The 18,298-nt window shown below is 37.6% G+C and carries 11 protein-coding genes; 4 read left to right on the plus strand and 7 right to left on the minus strand.

The window, feature by feature from the left end; genetic code table 11:
- Positions 1-4 precede the first annotated feature (4 nt).
- Both tamL and AC6H0V_RS00910 read right to left on the minus strand, forming a co-directional pair.
- A complete protein-coding gene (gene tamL, locus AC6H0V_RS00905) occupies positions 5-2,323 on the minus strand; it encodes a translocation and assembly module lipoprotein TamL (RefSeq protein ID WP_497561823.1) in 2,319 nt (772 codons plus the stop codon).
- A complete protein-coding gene (locus AC6H0V_RS00910; protein WP_497561824.1) occupies positions 2,307-7,400 on the minus strand; it encodes a translocation/assembly module TamB domain-containing protein in 5,094 nt (1,697 codons plus the stop codon). The genes tamL and AC6H0V_RS00910 overlap by 17 nt, the downstream gene beginning before the upstream one ends.
- A gap of 45 nt (positions 7,401-7,445) precedes the next feature.
- Here AC6H0V_RS00910 and AC6H0V_RS00915 point away from each other — a divergent pair, with 45 nt between their 5' ends.
- Together AC6H0V_RS00915 and AC6H0V_RS00920 are read left to right on the plus strand one after the other, a co-directional pair.
- The gene (locus AC6H0V_RS00915; protein WP_497561825.1) at positions 7,446-7,934 is read left to right on the plus strand and encodes a cytidine deaminase; all 489 of its coding nucleotides are present in this window, start codon (positions 7,446-7,448) and stop codon (positions 7,932-7,934) included.
- 394 nt (positions 7,935-8,328) lie between these two features.
- Positions 8,329-11,319, plus strand: coding sequence for a DNA gyrase/topoisomerase IV subunit A (locus AC6H0V_RS00920; RefSeq protein ID WP_497561826.1), 2,991 nt, complete (start codon positions 8,329-8,331; stop codon positions 11,317-11,319).
- 124 nt (positions 11,320-11,443) lie between these two features.
- On the opposite strand, the gene AC6H0V_RS00925 is transcribed toward AC6H0V_RS00920, so the two are convergent.
- The 5 genes from AC6H0V_RS00925 to AC6H0V_RS00945 form a co-directional block, all read right to left on the minus strand.
- Complete coding sequence (locus AC6H0V_RS00925; RefSeq protein WP_497561827.1) at positions 11,444-12,835, minus strand: hypothetical protein; 1,392 nt, start codon at positions 12,833-12,835, stop codon at positions 11,444-11,446.
- 188 nt (positions 12,836-13,023) lie between these two features.
- Entirely contained in the window at positions 13,024-14,061 is a 1,038-nt protein-coding gene (locus AC6H0V_RS00930; RefSeq protein WP_497561828.1) for a hypothetical protein, read from the minus strand.
- 245 nt (positions 14,062-14,306) lie between these two features.
- Positions 14,307-15,194, minus strand: a complete 888-nt coding sequence (locus tag AC6H0V_RS00935) for a class I SAM-dependent methyltransferase (protein WP_497561829.1) — start codon at positions 15,192-15,194, stop codon at positions 14,307-14,309.
- Between the two features lie 84 nt (positions 15,195-15,278).
- Entirely contained in the window at positions 15,279-16,031 is a 753-nt protein-coding gene (locus AC6H0V_RS00940) for an ABC transporter ATP-binding protein (RefSeq protein WP_497561830.1), read from the minus strand.
- A complete protein-coding gene (locus tag AC6H0V_RS00945) occupies positions 16,028-16,762 on the minus strand; it encodes an MlaE family ABC transporter permease (protein WP_497561831.1) in 735 nt (244 codons plus the stop codon). The genes AC6H0V_RS00940 and AC6H0V_RS00945 overlap by 4 nt, the downstream gene beginning before the upstream one ends.
- A 135-nt stretch (positions 16,763-16,897) precedes the next feature.
- On the opposite strand from AC6H0V_RS00945, the gene AC6H0V_RS00950 reads away from it, so the two are divergent.
- Complete coding sequence (locus tag AC6H0V_RS00950) at positions 16,898-17,590, plus strand: SDR family oxidoreductase (protein WP_497561832.1); 693 nt, start codon at positions 16,898-16,900, stop codon at positions 17,588-17,590.
- A gap of 24 nt (positions 17,591-17,614) precedes the next feature.
- Positions 17,615-18,289, plus strand: coding sequence for a PspC domain-containing protein (locus AC6H0V_RS00955; RefSeq protein ID WP_497561833.1), 675 nt, complete (start codon positions 17,615-17,617; stop codon positions 18,287-18,289).
- Positions 18,290-18,298 lie beyond the last annotated feature (9 nt).

Consider the following 18,298-nt stretch of genomic DNA (forward strand, 5'->3'; position numbering starts at 1 on the left):
GTATTTAAAACGGATATCCGATGCCAATGTTTAAAATAAAATTTTCTCTTCGCCAGGTTTTACTGCCGAAATCTACGTCTTTTAAAACCCAACGTTCACCTTTGGGAAGGTACGGTTTTCTGAGCGGGAATGCTCCGTCCAATCTGATCACAAAAATCTGTGCATCAATCCTAAGTCCGGCACCCGTACCAACTGCCAATTCGCTCAGTGCTCTACTTAATTTAAAACCAGATCCAGGTCTTGCACTATTCGGGATATTAGGATCACCAAGATCTTCCTTTCTTAACCAAATGTTTCCTGCGTCAACAAATAGTGCCCCATTAAGTGGACCAGCAATTTTAAACCTTAGTTCTGAGTTTATCATCAATTTTATATCCCCACCTTGATCGGCATAAGTTTGGGTCTGATCAACCTGGTAGGTGCCCGGGCCCAAAGACCTTGCCCTAAAAGCACGGATATCATTACTTCCGCCAGCAAAAAACTGACGTATAAAAGGTAAGGAAGTGCTGTTTCCATAGGCATAACCATAACCAATATTTAATCGATTTGCAAAAACAAGTCCATTCGTATTTATTTTGTGATAATTTCTTAGATCAGTTTCAAATCTTATAAACTGTGTTAGAGGAACTCCAAATAACGTTTTTTTCCCATCTCCATCTTTGGGCACAAATGCCCCCCAGACATTTCCACCAGTTTCTAAACTGCCAAAGAAATAGCTGTTGTTTCTTCTGCGATCCTCTTGTTGGTTAGAATATGTAAAATTATAATTGCTGCCTATAATAAACTGTTCTTCGAGCGTGTTTTCTAGCCCTGGGGTTTTCTTAATCAAATCAGCCAATGCTGCCGAATCACGTTCAGTTGGTTGTACCAAATTAACAGAAATGGGATTTAAATTATGTTCTTTTCGTGAACTTTCCTTCCAATTGTACCCTAATTCTGCTTTAAATGACACTAAACTATAAACCGTATCCCGGCCTAATAATTGCGCAGACAGTGAAGCAACGGTTTTAGGGATGAATGCATTAGTTACCTTTGGTTTGTAAAATGGCACAATAAACTGAGGAAAAGTTAATTTTCCTTCGGCCGAGAAAGAATAAGAATTAACACGCCCTCTTCCGCTAACCTGTGTTTCGGTCCCCGCCCCTAAACTTACATCTAACTGCTCGGCCCCGCGGAATAGGTTTCTGGTGGTTTGGGTAATTTTTACTTCTGAACCCACATATCCATTAGACTTATTTGTTCCCGTAACCGAAAACGTTAGTGAATTTTTCTTTAAGGGAGTTAAGAAGATGTTTAGATCTAACTGGTTGTTCCTAAAACTGTCAACAGGTAAAAACTCTGCTCTTACATCTTGGAACGCACCAACATTTACCAAACGATTAAGCGATTGATTGTGGTCTTTACGATTGTAATTTTCGCCTTTTTTGAAGAACACCAATCGATCAAAAAGTTTAGGTTTAAAGGTATTCCGATTATCATAAATCCTGAAATCGTTGTATTCAATTGGCTTTAAATTTCTTAGTACGCTATCTCTCCTCAACGTATAGTTTGGATAAATATTGATGTTTTTTATGGTATATGGCTTCAAGGCTGCATCCGGAGCAGTATTTTTTATGTTAACCCGCACGTCAACCAAATTTTTACCAATGGTGCTGTCAACCTGTAAGATCAGTAGATCTGGACTGAAATAAAAATACCCACTTTCTTTCAGGTCGTTATCAATTCTTATCCGCTCATTTTTATAGGTGTCAAGATCATAGAAATCACCCACCTTTAATAAAGTCTTATCTTTGTTCTTATTAATGATATTAGTAAGGGTACCGGTATCTTTTGGAAAAGTTATACTGTTAATCTTATATCTAATACCTGTATTAGCTGTATAAATCGCTTTACCTTTTTTCTTTTTTAGAACGGTATCTCCGGTAACCTCCGCTTGCAAATACCCTTGGCTTATTAAATAACTTTTTAAAACATCGTTGTTGTATTTAATTTTAACATCTTTCATGAGCACAGGAGGCTCTCCGATTTTTGTTTTTAGCCAGTTGCCCAATCCTTTCGGTTTTACGGTATCGGGTGCTAAATTATAGAGGAAAAGCTTGTACTTAAAACCAAGAATCGATTTGTTGGGCCTTGGTCTTGTTTTCGATTCCAAGGTTTTTTTCACCTGGTTTTTGTCGTCTATCCTAGCTGAGGAATCGGGATTTATAATTACTTCGGCACCAGTATATAAGTATTGTCCAGGTTTAAGCCTTCTGGTGGCACTGCAACCTGATAAAACTATACAAACCAATAAAAATACTGAGAGTTTAATTAATCTTTTCATTTGTTGGTTTTTGTTCTAGATTTCTTATTTTTTTCTTACGGCTTTGCAAAATCTCCCTGAATTTGTTGTAATCAACAACTAATGTAAAGCCAAGGCCCGTTTCTACGATTTGCCCATCAAGCACCACCTCATTATTCCTTCTGTAAAATCTTAATCTATACCTACCATCGGCTGATAAAAGGTAATCGATATTTATATTTCCTGCAATATTTGATGAGCTGGCATTAGGTGTTTTTGGACCTTCAATACCAAATGAACTACCCACTGTTACGGTTAAACGATCATTCAAAAGTTTTTTAGAAAGGCCTACTTCTAGGTCTGTTCGCTGTTCTAGGGAACCAGTCGAATAATCTTCAGATGAATTAACTCCAAAGTTAATATCAACACCTTGAATTAAATCTGAAGCTAAATTATTTAATTGTTCTGTTAATAGTTTACTTACACTTGAACGGGCCAAGGTAGAAACACCTCCACCACCACCTGCTAGACTTTGGAAAGGATTATTGGCTATAAATCTATTCAATGCTAATAACGCAAAAACTTGTTTGTTCAATTCATTGGGATCTCTATTTACGTTTTGTAGTTTGGTGTAAACGGTTCCCTGTAGCGCGTTGCGTTGGTTTTCTGGCAAATCAATTTTGAAAGAAATGGTTGGTTTTAACAGCTCATCTTTCATGTAAAGATAAACCTGGAACGGCAATTTTGTTTTCGCCATAAAATTATCAGGCTCGTTGATTAGATCGATAGGAGCAGCCAATACTTCATATAAAGCCGTTAAGTTAACCGTTGCTGCAGTGGGCTCTCCAGTCCAAACTATGGTACTTCCTTTCACTAATTTAAACTGTTTCTTCGCAAAAGGACCCACCGAAAGATTGTAAGAACCGTCTGTAACAGTATAGCGACCAGTTAAACTAATCTTCCCACTTGGATCTATTGATGCATTCAAATCTGCGTCACCTTTTATCGAAAGCATATCACCGTTCGCCGGATCAACCACTACATTTAATTCGGCTTCAGGATCAATTGATATTGCTGCAACAAGGTTTATTCCTTTAATCGGCGATTTACTTACACTATCAACCTTTAATGCTTTTTGACCATTAAAAGGTGGTGCATCGGCGTCAATAAATTGGACAATCCCGTCCTGATCAATTATTGAAGGATCAAAGATAGGTACCGCATAAAAGAATTTGGTTCCTTTGTTGATCTTGATGTTCATGTTTACGTCAGGCTGATTAAGATCTCCACGTACTTTAATTGTACTGGTTAGATAAACCGTGCCATAGATCATGTCGTTATCAGCTGCGGTAGAATTTAATGCTCTAAAGTTGTCGGTTTTTATGTCTAGGTTAAACCTTACGTCTTTGAAGTTGCTGGTATAAATCATTCCGTCTATAACTGCTTTTTTATTCAGCGAATCGATCAATGTAAAATCATCAAATCTGATGCCCTCATTGTTAAATGTGATTTGCTGATCCGGCATCGTAAAATACGAATTGATATAGGCTACGTTAAAGCCCGCATTGTTAAATTTAACTGCGCCAAGTATTTTAGGGGAGGTTAATTCGCCTTTAACCGTAAATTTTCCCGTAACTGTTCCCTTCCCTTGTCTAATCTGCCCCATACTTACGCTTTCAATTTCCCTAAGATCTATTTTATCAATGTCAACCACCAGATCTAGGGCACTGTTTGGAGCGGTGTAATAATAGCCGCTCGCCCTTAATTGATGTACCCCTTTTAACCTGGCGTCTACCTGAAAGGCATTGGCCGTGTTGTTGTTAACCAAAAGGCTTAGGTCACCCAGTTCATCTTTTTGATAACGCAACTTACTGATGTTCAGATTAGCTTCGAATTTTGGGTTAGAAATTAGATCTTTAACATCAACCATGCCATTAATGGTGCCGCCCACTAAGGTAGTATCCGTTTCTGCAAAACGAGTGATGGTTTCGATCTGGAAATTTTTAAACTCCACTCTTAATGGCGAATTTGGTGTGCTGCTGGTACTGTTGATGCCCAACAATTGGCCACCTTGGGTTAAATTAAATTGATTTGCCAAAATGCCTGACTTACCAAACTGGATGAAGTTTTCTGGAGATACCGACCATTTTTGATAGTCTAGCATTAGTTTGTTTGGATCTAGATTAAACCTGAAATCTTTATTGATGGACTTGAAAATCCCACCGATCACATACTTATCCTTACGTTGCCTGTCGCGTAAAAAGATATTTAAATCCAATAGATTGTTTGCAGCGCTGCCCGAAACCTCGGTGTTAAATAAGGCAATTGATGGGCTCACAATGCTTTTAACAGTTAGGTTATAATTTAACTTTCTAGCATCGTTATTAACCGCAATGCGGATGCTGTCTACATTGTAAACATCATAAACTAATTTAGGGAAAGTAGCATTTAGGATTAAGCTATCATTTTGCGTATCAATTAATCCATTGATGCGTGAAGGAACGAAAGTGGTTAGTTGCGGAACAAAATCCTTCAAAAATTTAGGATTATAAACATTAATCGCAAACCTGATTCTCTGGTCCGGAATGGAGGTTACTTCACCAAATTGATAATATTTGTTGATTTGGTTAATTACGGCGTTCCCTATTTTACTTAACTGATATTTGCCGTCTAATTTTATGCTTAACAATTCTGATTTCAGGTCAAGTTTATTCGCTGTGGCCGTTGATGAAGCAGTGAGTTGAACGGTATCTACATTAAACCTTCGGCCTTCTTTAACAACTTGTAGTCCTGTGGCAAAAACGCTCCCATTTAAATAATCAACATCGGCAGTGGTAATATTTGCTTTAATATTTCCTGCAAGTTTAAATTCACTTGTACTAAAGTTTAATTTTTGAAGATCTACCTGTTTTAACTCTACTGTTCCTTTTACAGATGGATATTTTCCAGCTAAGTTAATCTGTGCATTTAGGTTAAAGTTGGCATTGCTATCTGGCATATTGCTTTTTACGCTAACAAGCTGATTGGCATAAGTTCCGGATACACTTAGATTATGGTAGTTGTACTTATTGTATTGTGCGCTTAATACTTTAGCATTAAATCGAGCATTGATTTTTTTGGGATCCAAGCCTCTTCCAACAACATCGGCCTTAACTGTAATACGCCCCAATTTAGCCTGTTGTTTGATTAATCTGCCTATGTTGAAGTTGTTTAAACTGATATTTGCCTTATAATTTTCTTTTCCTTTTGGACCTTTTAGTGTAGCTACGATACTGGCATTGCCCATATCAGTTTGAATGTTTAGGTTGGTGCTAAAATCCGATATAGATCCTTTAAAAGTACCTCTCGCACTAATGGCATTGGGAAGTTCGATAGTGGGAGGCAATGATTTTTTAGGAATAACTACCAATAGATCACTTTTCGTTAACGCAAATTTCTTAATGTTTAAATCAAGATAGGTTTTATTGATATCTGGTAAACCTTTCGCTTTTCCACTTATGTCGATCTTTGTATTTTTTAAACCACTAATCTGGAGTTGATTAATAGTTAAATTATTAAGGTAGCCGTTCACATTTGCATTGATCTTGATTTTCTCACTCCGATAGTTTGCCGGGATGGCATCACTAAAAAATACGGCATCCTTTAAACCAATAGTTGTATTCTTCAAATTTAAACTCATCCTTACATTTTCAGGATGCTTTGTTAAATCGTCTATTGAATTAAAGGTTAATTCCGTTGCGTTCTCAATAGTAGTGTTAGGCGTTTTTAATATGAGGTTACTTAATTTGATTTGTTTGTCATTATAGATAGCATCTCCTTTAAGTTCATTTAGCACAAAACCACTTTTATCTTTTAGCGATCCATTCTTCACATTAGCTGTAATCCCGCCATTACTAAAAGTTATATTTCCTGCTCCTAAATTAAGTTCTTTAATATTTAAATGATTAAAATCTAGCCCCTTTACAGGTTTGGTGCTGAGATTATCAAACTGTAGGCTATTATTTTTTAGATTAATATTTTTTAACGATAAAGCAAATTTAGCAGGTTCTGGCAGCACGGTATCTTTGATCTTCTTGAGGTTATTGGAAGGAGCCGGCTTAAAGGCAAACAGGATATTCGAATTGTTAAGGTTAGCATCATCTGCCTCATATTTCCCATCGGTTAAATTAACCTTTAGATTAACCAAACCTAAGTTGTTAAGCGTGGCAATTGCTTTTGTGGTTGTTAACTGATCGTCATAATTTATTTTAACATTGTTGAATGCAAAATCCTGTACTTCAATTAATGGCAGTTTGCCTGTAGATTTTTTACTGCTATCTACACTATTTTTTAGGTGTTGTACAAACTGCGTTAATGGTTTTTGTTGCAGATAATCTAGATTCGTGTTCTTTAAACTTAAAGTTTTGATTACATAATGCTGATTTACTAGATCGAAATCTTTGATCTTACTGCTAAATTCGCCCAAGTGCAGTTTTACATCATTTCCTGCTACATCATCCCGATAGGTGATACCAATATCTGTAAATAGTACCTTATCAACCGAAAACTTGAGCGTTGAGGTACTGTCTTTGTCAACTTTATCCTCTGGCTTTTTCTGCTCAGACATAAATGCATCAACCAGGAACGAGAAATTGAAACTCGTATCCGGATTTACCCTCTTCACATTTGCTCTTATATTTTTGAGGTCGATATTATTGATTTCAACTGTGTTTTTTAAAAGCTTAAATAAGCTAATGTCAACCTGTAATTTCTCAGCATACAATAAGGTATCCCCTTTACGATCTTCAATATAAAATTTATTGAGCACTACATCTTTGGGAAAAGCAATTTTAATGCTTTCTAAGCGTACCTCGGTTTTGGTTTTATTTTTAAGGTAGGTAATGGCCCGATCTTTTACAAAATTCTGGACCGCTGGAATATTTAATGAAAGCGCAATGAGCACTACCAATAGAATGATGCTGGCAATAACCCATAAAAAAATCTTTAATCCTTTACGTAGATACTTGTTCAAATGAATAAATTGAGATGTAACCGATGAATAATCATGTATTGTACACGATACTTTGTAAACAACCTGAGAGTAAAAAAGTTCTCTAAAGTTTAAAAAAACTAATGGCATCAACATTGCGTTAATAAATCCACAAATAATCTGTAAGTTTAGTTTATGAACACGCAAAATTTTAATATCAGTTACGAGACCTATAATGGGTTAAATGAATTATCCGCAACTGATCAGATGTTATGTTTAAAAGCAAAAGAAGCTCTCGCTACATCACACTCGCCATATTCTAAATTTAAAGTAGGTACAGCTATTTTATTAGCTGATGAGCAAATAGTTCTCGGAAGTAATCAAGAAAATGTTGCTTATCCATCCGGACTTTGTGCAGAACGTGTAGCCTTATTTAATGTAGGTTCAAACTATCCCAATATAACCATTAAAGCAATGGCTATTACTGCTCAGACAGAGAATTTTAAGATCGAAAATCCAGTTACTTCATGCGGTGCCTGTTTACAAACCATGTCTGAATATGAGAAAAAACAGAATTCACCAATAGAGATCCTGTTCTATTGCATCGATGGAAAAATCCTAAAGGTTAAAGGGGTTAGTTGTTTGCTTCCTTTCGGGTTTGTAGAGGATAGGCTGCAGGGGTAGAGCGTTTGGCGAAAAGCGTTTTTGGGACTGGATTCAAATAACGATTTTCCTAAACATCATTAATTTTCTCACCACCTAAGACACCTTAGAACAGCTAAGAGTTAAACCATATAAGACATATAAGGAAATATAAGACTGGTTGAACCATTCATGTTGCTTTGCAGCTTTGCGTTCTTTGCGGCCTTTGCGGTTAATATTCACCACCTAAGGGTGCTTAGAAACCTAAGTAAACCTCTACTTGTCAGTCTGAGCGGAGTCGACAATTTGAACTGTGACATAAACTGCAATTAACCAGTTAACCCCTTCAACAGTTAACCGTTTTTTGTTAAAAACTTCTCTCTAAAATTTTAATCGCATCCCTTATATTTACGCATCCCAATACCTTAATAGCGAAATGAGTGAAGAATTAGACAACTTAAACGAAGATAACCTTTCTAGCGATACAGAAAATAAACATACAGTTACTCCAATTAATGGGCTATATGAAAATTGGTTTCTCGATTATGCATCTTATGTAATTCTAGATAGAGCGGTTCCGCATATCCATGATGGGTTAAAACCTGTACAGCGCAGAATTATGCACTCGCTTAAGGAAATGGACGACGGGCGTTTCAACAAGGCAGCCAACGTAATTGGCAATACTATGAAATATCATCCACATGGTGATGCTTCCATTGGCGATGCGATGGTTCAGATTGGTCAGAAAGACCTTCTGATCGATTGCCAGGGAAACTGGGGCGATCCCATTACCGGTGATAGCGCAGCTGCTCCCCGGTACATTGAAGCCCGGCTTTCTAAATTTGCTAACGACGTTGTTTTTAATGCGGATACCACCATATGGCAATTAAGTTACGACGGGAGAAATAGCGAGCCCATTACACTTCCTGTTAAATTTCCATTGTTATTGGCCCAAGGGGCCGAAGGAATTGCGGTTGGTTTGGCTACAAAGGTAATGCCCCATAATTTCATTGAGCTGTTGGATGCATCAATCGGAATTTTGCAAGGCAATAGGAGTAATATCCTGCCCGACTTTTTTACAGGAGGCATGGCCGATTTTTCTAACTACAACGAAGGGATGCGTGGTGGTAGGATTAGAGTTCGGGCAAAAATTACCGAAAAAGATAAAAAAACATTGGTAATCACCGAAGTTCCGTACAGCACAACTACAGGTTCTGTTATAGATAGCATTTTAGCTGCCAATGATAAAGGTAAAATCAAGATTAAAAAGATCGAAGATAATACCGCCGCCAATGTAGAAATTGTAATCCAGTTGGCGCCCGGCATTTCTCCTGATGTAACTATTGATGCACTATATGCCTTTACCGCCTGCGAAGTTTCCATTTCGCCAAATACCTGTATAATTAAAGATGATAAGCCTCAGTTTCTAACGGTAAATGATATCTTATCCCAAAATACAGCACATACCAAGTTTTTGCTTAAACGCGAACTCGAAATCCGCTTGCACGAACTGCAGGAGAAGATTTTCTTCAGCTCTTTGTTAAGGATTTTTATACAAGAGGGGATGTACAAAAACCCTGAATATGAAAATGCAAGTGATTTTGATGCGGTGGTTACGGTATTGAATATTCTTTTTGATCCATTTAAACCCTCGCTTTACCGTGAAATCCTACCCGAAGATTTTAAAAAGCTGATCGATAAACCAATGAGTAGCATCACCCGTTTCGATGTGAAAAAGGCCGATGAGCAAATGAAAGCCTTAGAGGATGAGATAAAAGTGGTTAAAGGGAACTTGCGTCATTTAACCGACTATGCAATTGCTTGGTATCAAAAATTAAAAGATAAATATGGCAAAGGCCGAGAACGTAAAACGGAAATACGTTTATTTGATAAAGTAGAAGCAAGTAAGGTAGCCCTTGCCAATGTAAAATTGTATATGAATCGTGAGGATGGTTTCATCGGTACAGGATTACGTAAGGATGAATTTGTAGCCGATTGTTCAGATATAGACGAAATTATCGTGTTTAGGGAAGACGGGAAATGTATTGTAAGTAAAGTGGCCGAGAAGACATTTGTAGGTAAAGGCATTATTCATGCACGAGTGTTTAAAAAGAACGATGACCGGACAGTGTATAATCTTATCTACCGTGATGGCACAAATGGCACCACGTACATTAAACGCTTCTCTGTTTTGGGTGTTACCCGTGATAAGGAATATGATCTTACCAAAGGAACCAAGGGCTCAAAAATTTTATATTTTAGTGCAAATCCCAATGGGGAAGCAGAAGTTATTACCATACAGCTTAAACCACATTCGAAATTAAAGAAATTACAATTTGATCTGGATTTTGCCGAGATAGCCATTAAAGGACGTGGCTCGATGGGTAATATCGTATCCAAATATCCAATTAAAAAAGTAGTGTTCAAGAGCAAGGGCGTTTCTACCCTGTCGGGATTAAAGATTTGGTATGACGAATTGTTGAAACGCTTAAATGTGGACGGAAGAGGAAAATACCTGGGAGAATTTGATGGTGATGATAAAATCTTACAGGTAAATGCCGCTGGTTGGTATGAACTAACTTCCTTCGATTTAAGCAACCACTTCGATCCAGGAATCGTGCTGATGCAAAAATTTGATCCAGACCATGTGTACGGATTGGTACATTTCGATAATAAGGCGAAAAATTATTTCGTAAAACGATTTGTATTTGAACTTCAACCTGCCGGAAAAGAAGTAAGTATAATTAGCGAGGAAGCAGGCTCAAAATTAATATTGATTACGGGCAAAGCTGATGCACAAGTTAAGATCGATGTAGAAAAAGGAAAATCCAAAACTCCGGAGACCTTAGTGGTAGACTTGGCGGGATTGATTGATGTGAAAGGATTAAAGGCCAATGGTAATCGCTTATCTCAGCATGAAGTTAAAAATGTAAGTTTGGTTAATGCCGAGTCGGAGATCGGAACAGTGTTAATAGAAAAACCTAAACCTGAACCTACCTCGATTGAACCACCCGATGAAAAAATAGCTACTTCCGAAGAAAAAGGTGCCCAAAGCATGGATGATGCAGGTGAAAACGATGTTGCTGAAGATAACTTTGTTGAAGAAATGACCATAGAGGAAGTTGTTCCTGAAGCCGTTGAAGCAGTTGAGCTTCCGGAATTACCAGAAATAAAGGAAGATACGGAACTAGATGAAGCCCCAAAAAAGAAGCCTGCTTTTAAATCTGAGCCTGCTATTAAAGCTGAAAGCGAAAAGCGCAAAGCGGAAAGCGGTGAATTAAAGTCAGGCACCAAAGGAAAACCAAAAAAGGAGGGGGCCATTGAGCCAAAGGCTGAGGAGGCTAAACCCATCCAAAAAATTGACCTAGAAATAACTAACCCTGATGATATTAAGATAGATGATAAAGGGCAATCCTTGTTGTTTTGATAAATCATATAATTGCAGGACCACTATTCAACTTCTGCATTTAATTTATAGCCACAGATTAAAAGACGATTAACCCTCTTAAATATGTGGCTAATATGATTTAGAAACTCGAGAATCTGTTATTCTACAATGTCCTATCTTTCATCTTCTCATAGTCTTTTTGGAGTTTCACAACAGCGTTGGGCTGATTTGATTTAGCCGCCATTTCTAAGGCTATCTTTTGGGTAGACAAAGCTTCATTGTAAATTCCCATGGCATAATAAACGTGTGCTAACGTATCATAATAGGCCCATACCGGCTTGAGGTCTATCGCGCGTTTGCTCCAAATTAATGCCTTAGATAAATGGTTGAGGTTTTTTGTGCCAGTCTCATAAAAGCTTGATGCGGCGTTATTCAGTTCATTTGCATAACTTAAGGCTACGCCCGTTGTTATGGCAACGCTTTCAACGCTTCTAGTTAGCTTGCCAATTTTAACCAAGCTATCTATTTTTTCTTTGCTAAGCGTTTGCGGGCGAGTAGGCATTTGCGATTTCATCCGTTCAGTCATTTCAACTCTGTTTTGGGCTTCAAGTTTCTTGATAGAATCGGCGCTGATCGTCATGTAATAGCTATCATAATAATGAATAGCATTTCTGAAATATTGGGCGGTATCTTTTATGGCCTTATAAAACCTTAACATTTCGCTGGCATACGCTTTGGTTCCTTTGGTGTAATCTTTTCCCCAACTTGTACTTGCAAAGCTTGCTACTGAATTTGCTTTGCTTATATTTTTTGTTTTTATGGCCATTGCCATGGTATTACTCATCATCGCGTTGTTAATAACAACACGTTTGGCTAAAGGCTCCTTTTTGTAGATGCTATCTATTAACTTATAGTTGGTTCTGCTAAACTTATAAGCGTTACCATCCAGGTAGGGCCCAGCCTCTAAAATATAAAGTACAGTTTCGTATTTGTTAAAATCCGCAATGGTGAGCAAATTTACATACTGCTCTATAAGATCAGCGTTAGTGGTTATGCCCTGCTTTTTTCGCGCATCAATAAAGGCAGTTAATTTTTTGATATCATTTTTATTGGCTAAGTATTCGCTCTCATAATCTTTTAATGTTTTTTGAGTGGATGCCATTAAAGCATCATTAATCATCTTTAAGTACTTGTTCTTAATTGAAGAGCTTCCAAAATCGTAGAAGAACAGTTCTTTATCCGGGTGTAGAAATACAAACGCGGGATACTTGTCTATACTTGGATATCTTCTGATTAAAGTTCTTGCATCGCTTTCGATAAGGGAGGTTTTGAAAACCACGAAATTCTTATTGATCAGAGCAATAACTTCGGGATCAGCTAAACCACCCACATTTGCGACAACAGAACTGGGAGATTCAATACAAACAAGCACGTTTTTGTGTTGCTTAGCTGCTAGTTCAAATGCGTTGTCCAAACTACTTTCAACAGTAATTTTTTGTGCAAATAAGTTAATTGGAACAAGGAAGAGGAAAAGTAATTTGCAAAGGTTTCTCATAGGAGATTAACAATTTTTTAAATATAAAAAAAGCATTTAAAGTTAGATGTTAAAACGAAGTTTTTTCCATAAAAAGCAAAAAGACCAAAGCTTAAAGCTAATTCAGTTCTGAATCCAGCTCTTGCTTTAGTCTTTAGCTTTTCCGCTTATCGCTTTGCGATTATCGCCAAACGCTCTGAGCTCTCCGCTTACTGATATTGTATATAGCTAGGAATTGGTTTTAATTTCATCAGTTCTTCTGGGGTCATTAAACGATTTGGAGCTTTTTTCAAGTCGTTTTTGTAGAACAATTTAAAGCCTGTAAATTGAACCGGTTCGCCGAAGATAAAGTGGCGGTACGTCCCAAGCTTTAAGTCTGGTTCGCCCCATCCATCCATGTGCATTACGATTTGTACTTCTTGTCTTAACTTAATGTTTTGCGAATTGGTTACCATTTTCTTCGTAAAACGATGTAGAACGAAAACTTTTGGAGGCAGGTTATATTTTTTAACTATGTCTGCCAAATATCCTGTCACATAATTTACATCAGCAGCATCGTAGGTGCCGATTTTTTTTCCAGGAAGTGTACCATCTTTCATCGAAAATTCGGGGTCTATACCTAAATGAACATTTGGCATTTGTAAATATTTTTCGATATGTGGTAACTCCGCTTTAATGGTACTCAATGCTACTTGAAGATCTAAAAATACGATCGTATTAGGACGCATCTTAGCAATTTTTAATACCGAATCAATTTGTTTATTGCCCATTCGGTTAATGTATTTTCCGTCTTTTCCGGCTGTACCACTAGCTACTGCAGCGATATAATGCAAACCTGCCTGTACGGGTGTGCTCGGATCAACTTTTTCCCAGTGCTTTATCTCTTTATTTAAGCGCGACCACATTTCTTTTGGCGGATATTCGCCTAAAGCTCCCATCTTTTTAGAGTGGAGATTGCCATAATAAACTACTATTCTTTTGAACGGTAAAATTGCTCCTGCTAATGGATACGGCTGTTTTTTTACTGGCCATTTTCCTGTAGTATCGCCATTGGCCAATTTTTTCATCAGCGCATCGTATTTTGCAGTATCAACAGGAGTACGAACGGTATCTTCTTGTTCAACCACCGTTCCATCGGCAGCAACAGTTTTTGTTGATTTCTTTTTAGCATCTGATGTGCAGTACGCAAAAGTAGTTAGGGTGGCCACGCCGATAAGCAATGCGCCGGCAATTTTTGGGAATTTCATAGATAAGTTTAGCTGTTAGTATTCTATTTTTTCAAAAGTACATCAATTCAAATCCCAAAGTATTAATAATTATCAACAGATTAACATTTTGCTTGCAAATGGAGCGATTAGCGTTTGGCGTTTGGCGTTTTGGATGCCTATTGTATGGTGTATAAAGCCTCGGCAAAACTTAACTGTTCTAAGATGTCTTGTTTACCTGTTGTGGGAAGGAATGTTAAAATTAGTGACTTCAGGTGCCTGAGGTGTTATTTTTTCCAAATCCCAAATTTTCCAAAAACTCCAAGGGGCAATTTAACCCCAGAAGTGGCCTGTAGATATAGCTCTCCGGTTTCGAGATTTTGAACCTGAGGGAAGGAGGTTTTGATCAGGTTCTCAACGATTACAGAAGAAAACCCAAGAGAATAAGTATTTAAAATCAGGAAATGCTCTTGTTCATCTAATAATTGGACTACATCCTGCATCATTTCTTGGATATGATCTTCTAATTTCCATTTTTCGCCGTTAGGCCCGTGTCCAAAAGCTGGAGGATCCAAAATGATACCGTTGTATTTTTTACCCCGTTTCAATTCCCTTTTCACAAACTTCAATGCATCTTCAACTACCCAACGTACATCTTTCAGTTGGGAAAGTTCCTGGTTTTCGTTGGCCCAGTTTACCACTTGTTTAATAGAATCAACGTGTGTGGTATCCGCACCTGCGGCCTTAGCTACTAAAGATGCAGCACCGGTATAGGCAAAGAGATTGAGCACCTTTGGTGTGCTGGTCTTAAATTTTTTAATAGATGAAGAAATATAATCCCAATTTACAGCCTGTTCTGGAAAAACCCCCACATGCTTGAAAGAGGTTAAACCCAATCGTAAATTGATGCTGATATCTTCATTTTTATAGTTTACATTCCAGCGATCTGGAATACTTTTATCGGTTTTTAACCATTCTCCTGTTGTTGCCGATCGGCCTTTAAAAATAATGTGCGTTCTCTTCTTCCACTCTTGGGGAGACCATGCCTTTTTCCATACCGCTTGAGGTTCTGGACGAGCAAGTACCAAATTACCAAACCGCTCTAATTTTTCGAAGTCGCCACAATCGAGAAGTTCATAATCTTTCCAGTGGGTGGGGGTAAGGAGGTGTATCATATTGATTGGAAGGTTGGAAGGTTTTAAGGTGGGAGGGTGGGAAGGTTGAAGTACATCTTCCATCTTCCCTTTCACATCTTACATTTATAATTTGCCTTTGGCTGCTTTCATAAAACGACTTGCAAAAACAAAATCGTTTAATTCTTGAATGTCTGTTTTAGAGATTTCTTTGTTAGAGCCTTCCCAGAATTTTTTTCCTTCGTGCAAGAAGATAATGTAATCTCCAATACCCATTACCGAATTCATGTCATGGGTTACTACAATGGTAGTTGTGTTGTATTCTTCGGTAATTTCTTTGATCAGTTCGTCAATTACAATGGATGTTTTTGGATCCAGACCCGAGTTGGGCTCATCGCAAAAGAGATATTTTGGGTTCATTGCTATCGCCCTGGCAATTCCAACACGTTTTTTCATTCCTCCTGAAAGCTCCGCTGGAAAAAGTTTGTTTTTTCCCTCTAAGTTAACTCGCTCTAAACAAAAGTTAACCCGCTCTAATTTTTCGGCACGATCCTGATCGGTAAACATGTTTAATGGGAACATGATGTTTTCTTCAACTGTCATCGAATCAAACAATGCAGATCCTTGAAACAGCATGCCAATTTCTTTTCTTATTTCTATTCGTTCTTCGAAATTTAATTGGGTAAACTCTCTGCCATCATAGTACACCGTTCCTTTGTCTGGTTGGTGCAGTCCGATCATACATTTCAATAATGTGGTTTTTCCTGAACCAGAGCCCCCAATGATCAGATTGGTAACTCCTTCCTCAAATTTCCCTGAAATGCCCTGTAGCACTTCATTTTCGCCAAATGATTTATGGATATCCTTTATCTCGATCATAATAATAATTGGGTTACAATATAATCACACGCTAAAATACTTATACAACTTACCACAACTGCCCTTGTACTTGCCTGTGCAACCTCAACAGCACCTCCTTTTACATAAAAACCTTCGTATGCAGGCACTGACGTGATGATGAAACCAAACACGAATGCTTTAACCAACATCACCGTAAGGGTATACGCATTAAAATCTGTGGTAATTCCTTGGATATATTCAGCGGCAGTAACAGCTCCTGATAACGTTCCTCCTAAATAACCACCTGTAATGCTTAGGATCATTGCGAAAATCACAAGTACAGGAACCATAGTAATACCTGCAAGAATTTTAGGCAGGATAAGGTATCCCGGTGCATTTATCCCCATAATCTCTAGTGCGTCTATCTGCTCTGTTACCCGCATGGTGCCAATCTCTGATGAAATTGCAGATCCAATTTTTCCGGCCAATACGATCGCACTAATGGTTGGACTTAACTCTAAAATACTCGAATCCCGGTTAACTTGTCCGATAATTGTTTTGGGAATAAAATCACTGGTTAACTGAAAGGCGATCTGTAAAGTCATAACAGCCCCAATAAAAGATGAAATAATGCTTATAAGTCCTAAAGAACCTATACCGATAAAATCCATTTGAAGGAAAATGGCCTTTAAATATATTTTTGTTTTTTCGGGTCTTCTGAAAGCTGCTTTTAATAGCAGGATGTACTTGCCAAAATTGGTAAAGTTCATTTAACTGAGATTTACTAGAGTATATTACAATATTATACAAAGAAACAACAAAAAATGTTCTGGCTTTGTGTAATTAGCAAAAATATTATCGATTTCGAATATTAATATCCTTTTTTGTATAAAATAACATTGAACATGATGAACGCAATAATTACAGGTGCCACAAAAGGAATCGGAAAAGCGATTGCAATTAAACTAGCTTCTAAAGGATACAACCTCGCTATCTGTGCCAGAAACGACGCAGATCTGTCGGATTTTAAAGCTGAGTTGGCCCAATATAAAACCACTATAATTGCCATCAAGGCGGATATGGGAAGCAAGGATGAAACCTATTCTTTTTGTGAGCAAGTTAACGGTGTGTTTAAGACCGTTGATGTATTGATCAATAATGCCGGAATATTTATGCCAGGGAGTTTACTCGATGAGGATGATAGAAATTTCGAGCAGCAAGGGATGGTTAATGTGAATTCTGTTTATTATTTATCCAAATATTTCGGCAAAATTATGCGTAACCAACGCAGCGGACATATTTTTAACATCTGCTCTGTAGCTAGTACACAGGTTGTAGATAATGCGGGTAGCTATTCTGTAACAAAAACAGCCATGTTAAGTCTTAATCATGTATTGCGGAAGGAACTTTCTGAATACAACGTTAAGGTAACGGCAATTTTGCCAGGCTCAACACTAACAGCTTCTTGGTCAGGTACCCAGATTAGTCCAGATAAGTTTGTACAGCCCGAAGATATCGCCAATTCTTTATACTCCATTTTAACTTTGAGCAGTGGGGTAAACGTTGATGAAATGATCTTGACGCCTTTAAATTTTTAAAAGGAAATAGAAGGAGATATTGTTATGGAAAAGAGATTGTATAGAAACGAACACGATAAAGTTATTGCAGGTGTTTGCTCGGGATTAGCTGATTATATGCAGATAGACGTTACGATGATGAAAGTACTGTTTGTATTGAGCACTATTTTTTTAGCCGGAACGGGTTTGGTAATCTATATCATTATATGGATAGTAGCCCCAGTAAATAATGATCCGGCTGCACGTTTAAAAAAGTTCAATGATTTTTATCAGAAAAATCAACAAAATGCAGCCATGTTTAATTCCCCAAATGCATTTAGTAACCCCTCAAACAGTGGCGATCAGACTAAATGGAATACTGAGAATGTTGGCCCTGATTTTAAAAGTGCAGATCCCACCAATTTTAAGCCTCTAGTTAAAACAAATGATACCAGTAGAACGATCGGTGGATTAATTCTCTTGATCTTCGGCCTATATTTATTGTTGAAATATACATTTGGCGTTATTCCACATTGGTTTAGTATCTGGAATATCTACAAATTATGGCCGTTGGCTCTGGTAGCTGTCGGAATAAGCCTGATTTTTAGAAATCAACGCAAATCTGAGTGGGAAAAATTTAAAAAAACCACCGCAGAAGCACAACAACCAACCGCTGCTGCCCCAGTTGATGAGGTGGTAATTATAGAAGAAAACAAGGATTCGACAACACCAAATCTATAGTAAACCAAA

The sequence above is a fragment of the Pedobacter sp. NO84 genome (assembly GCF_059703915.1).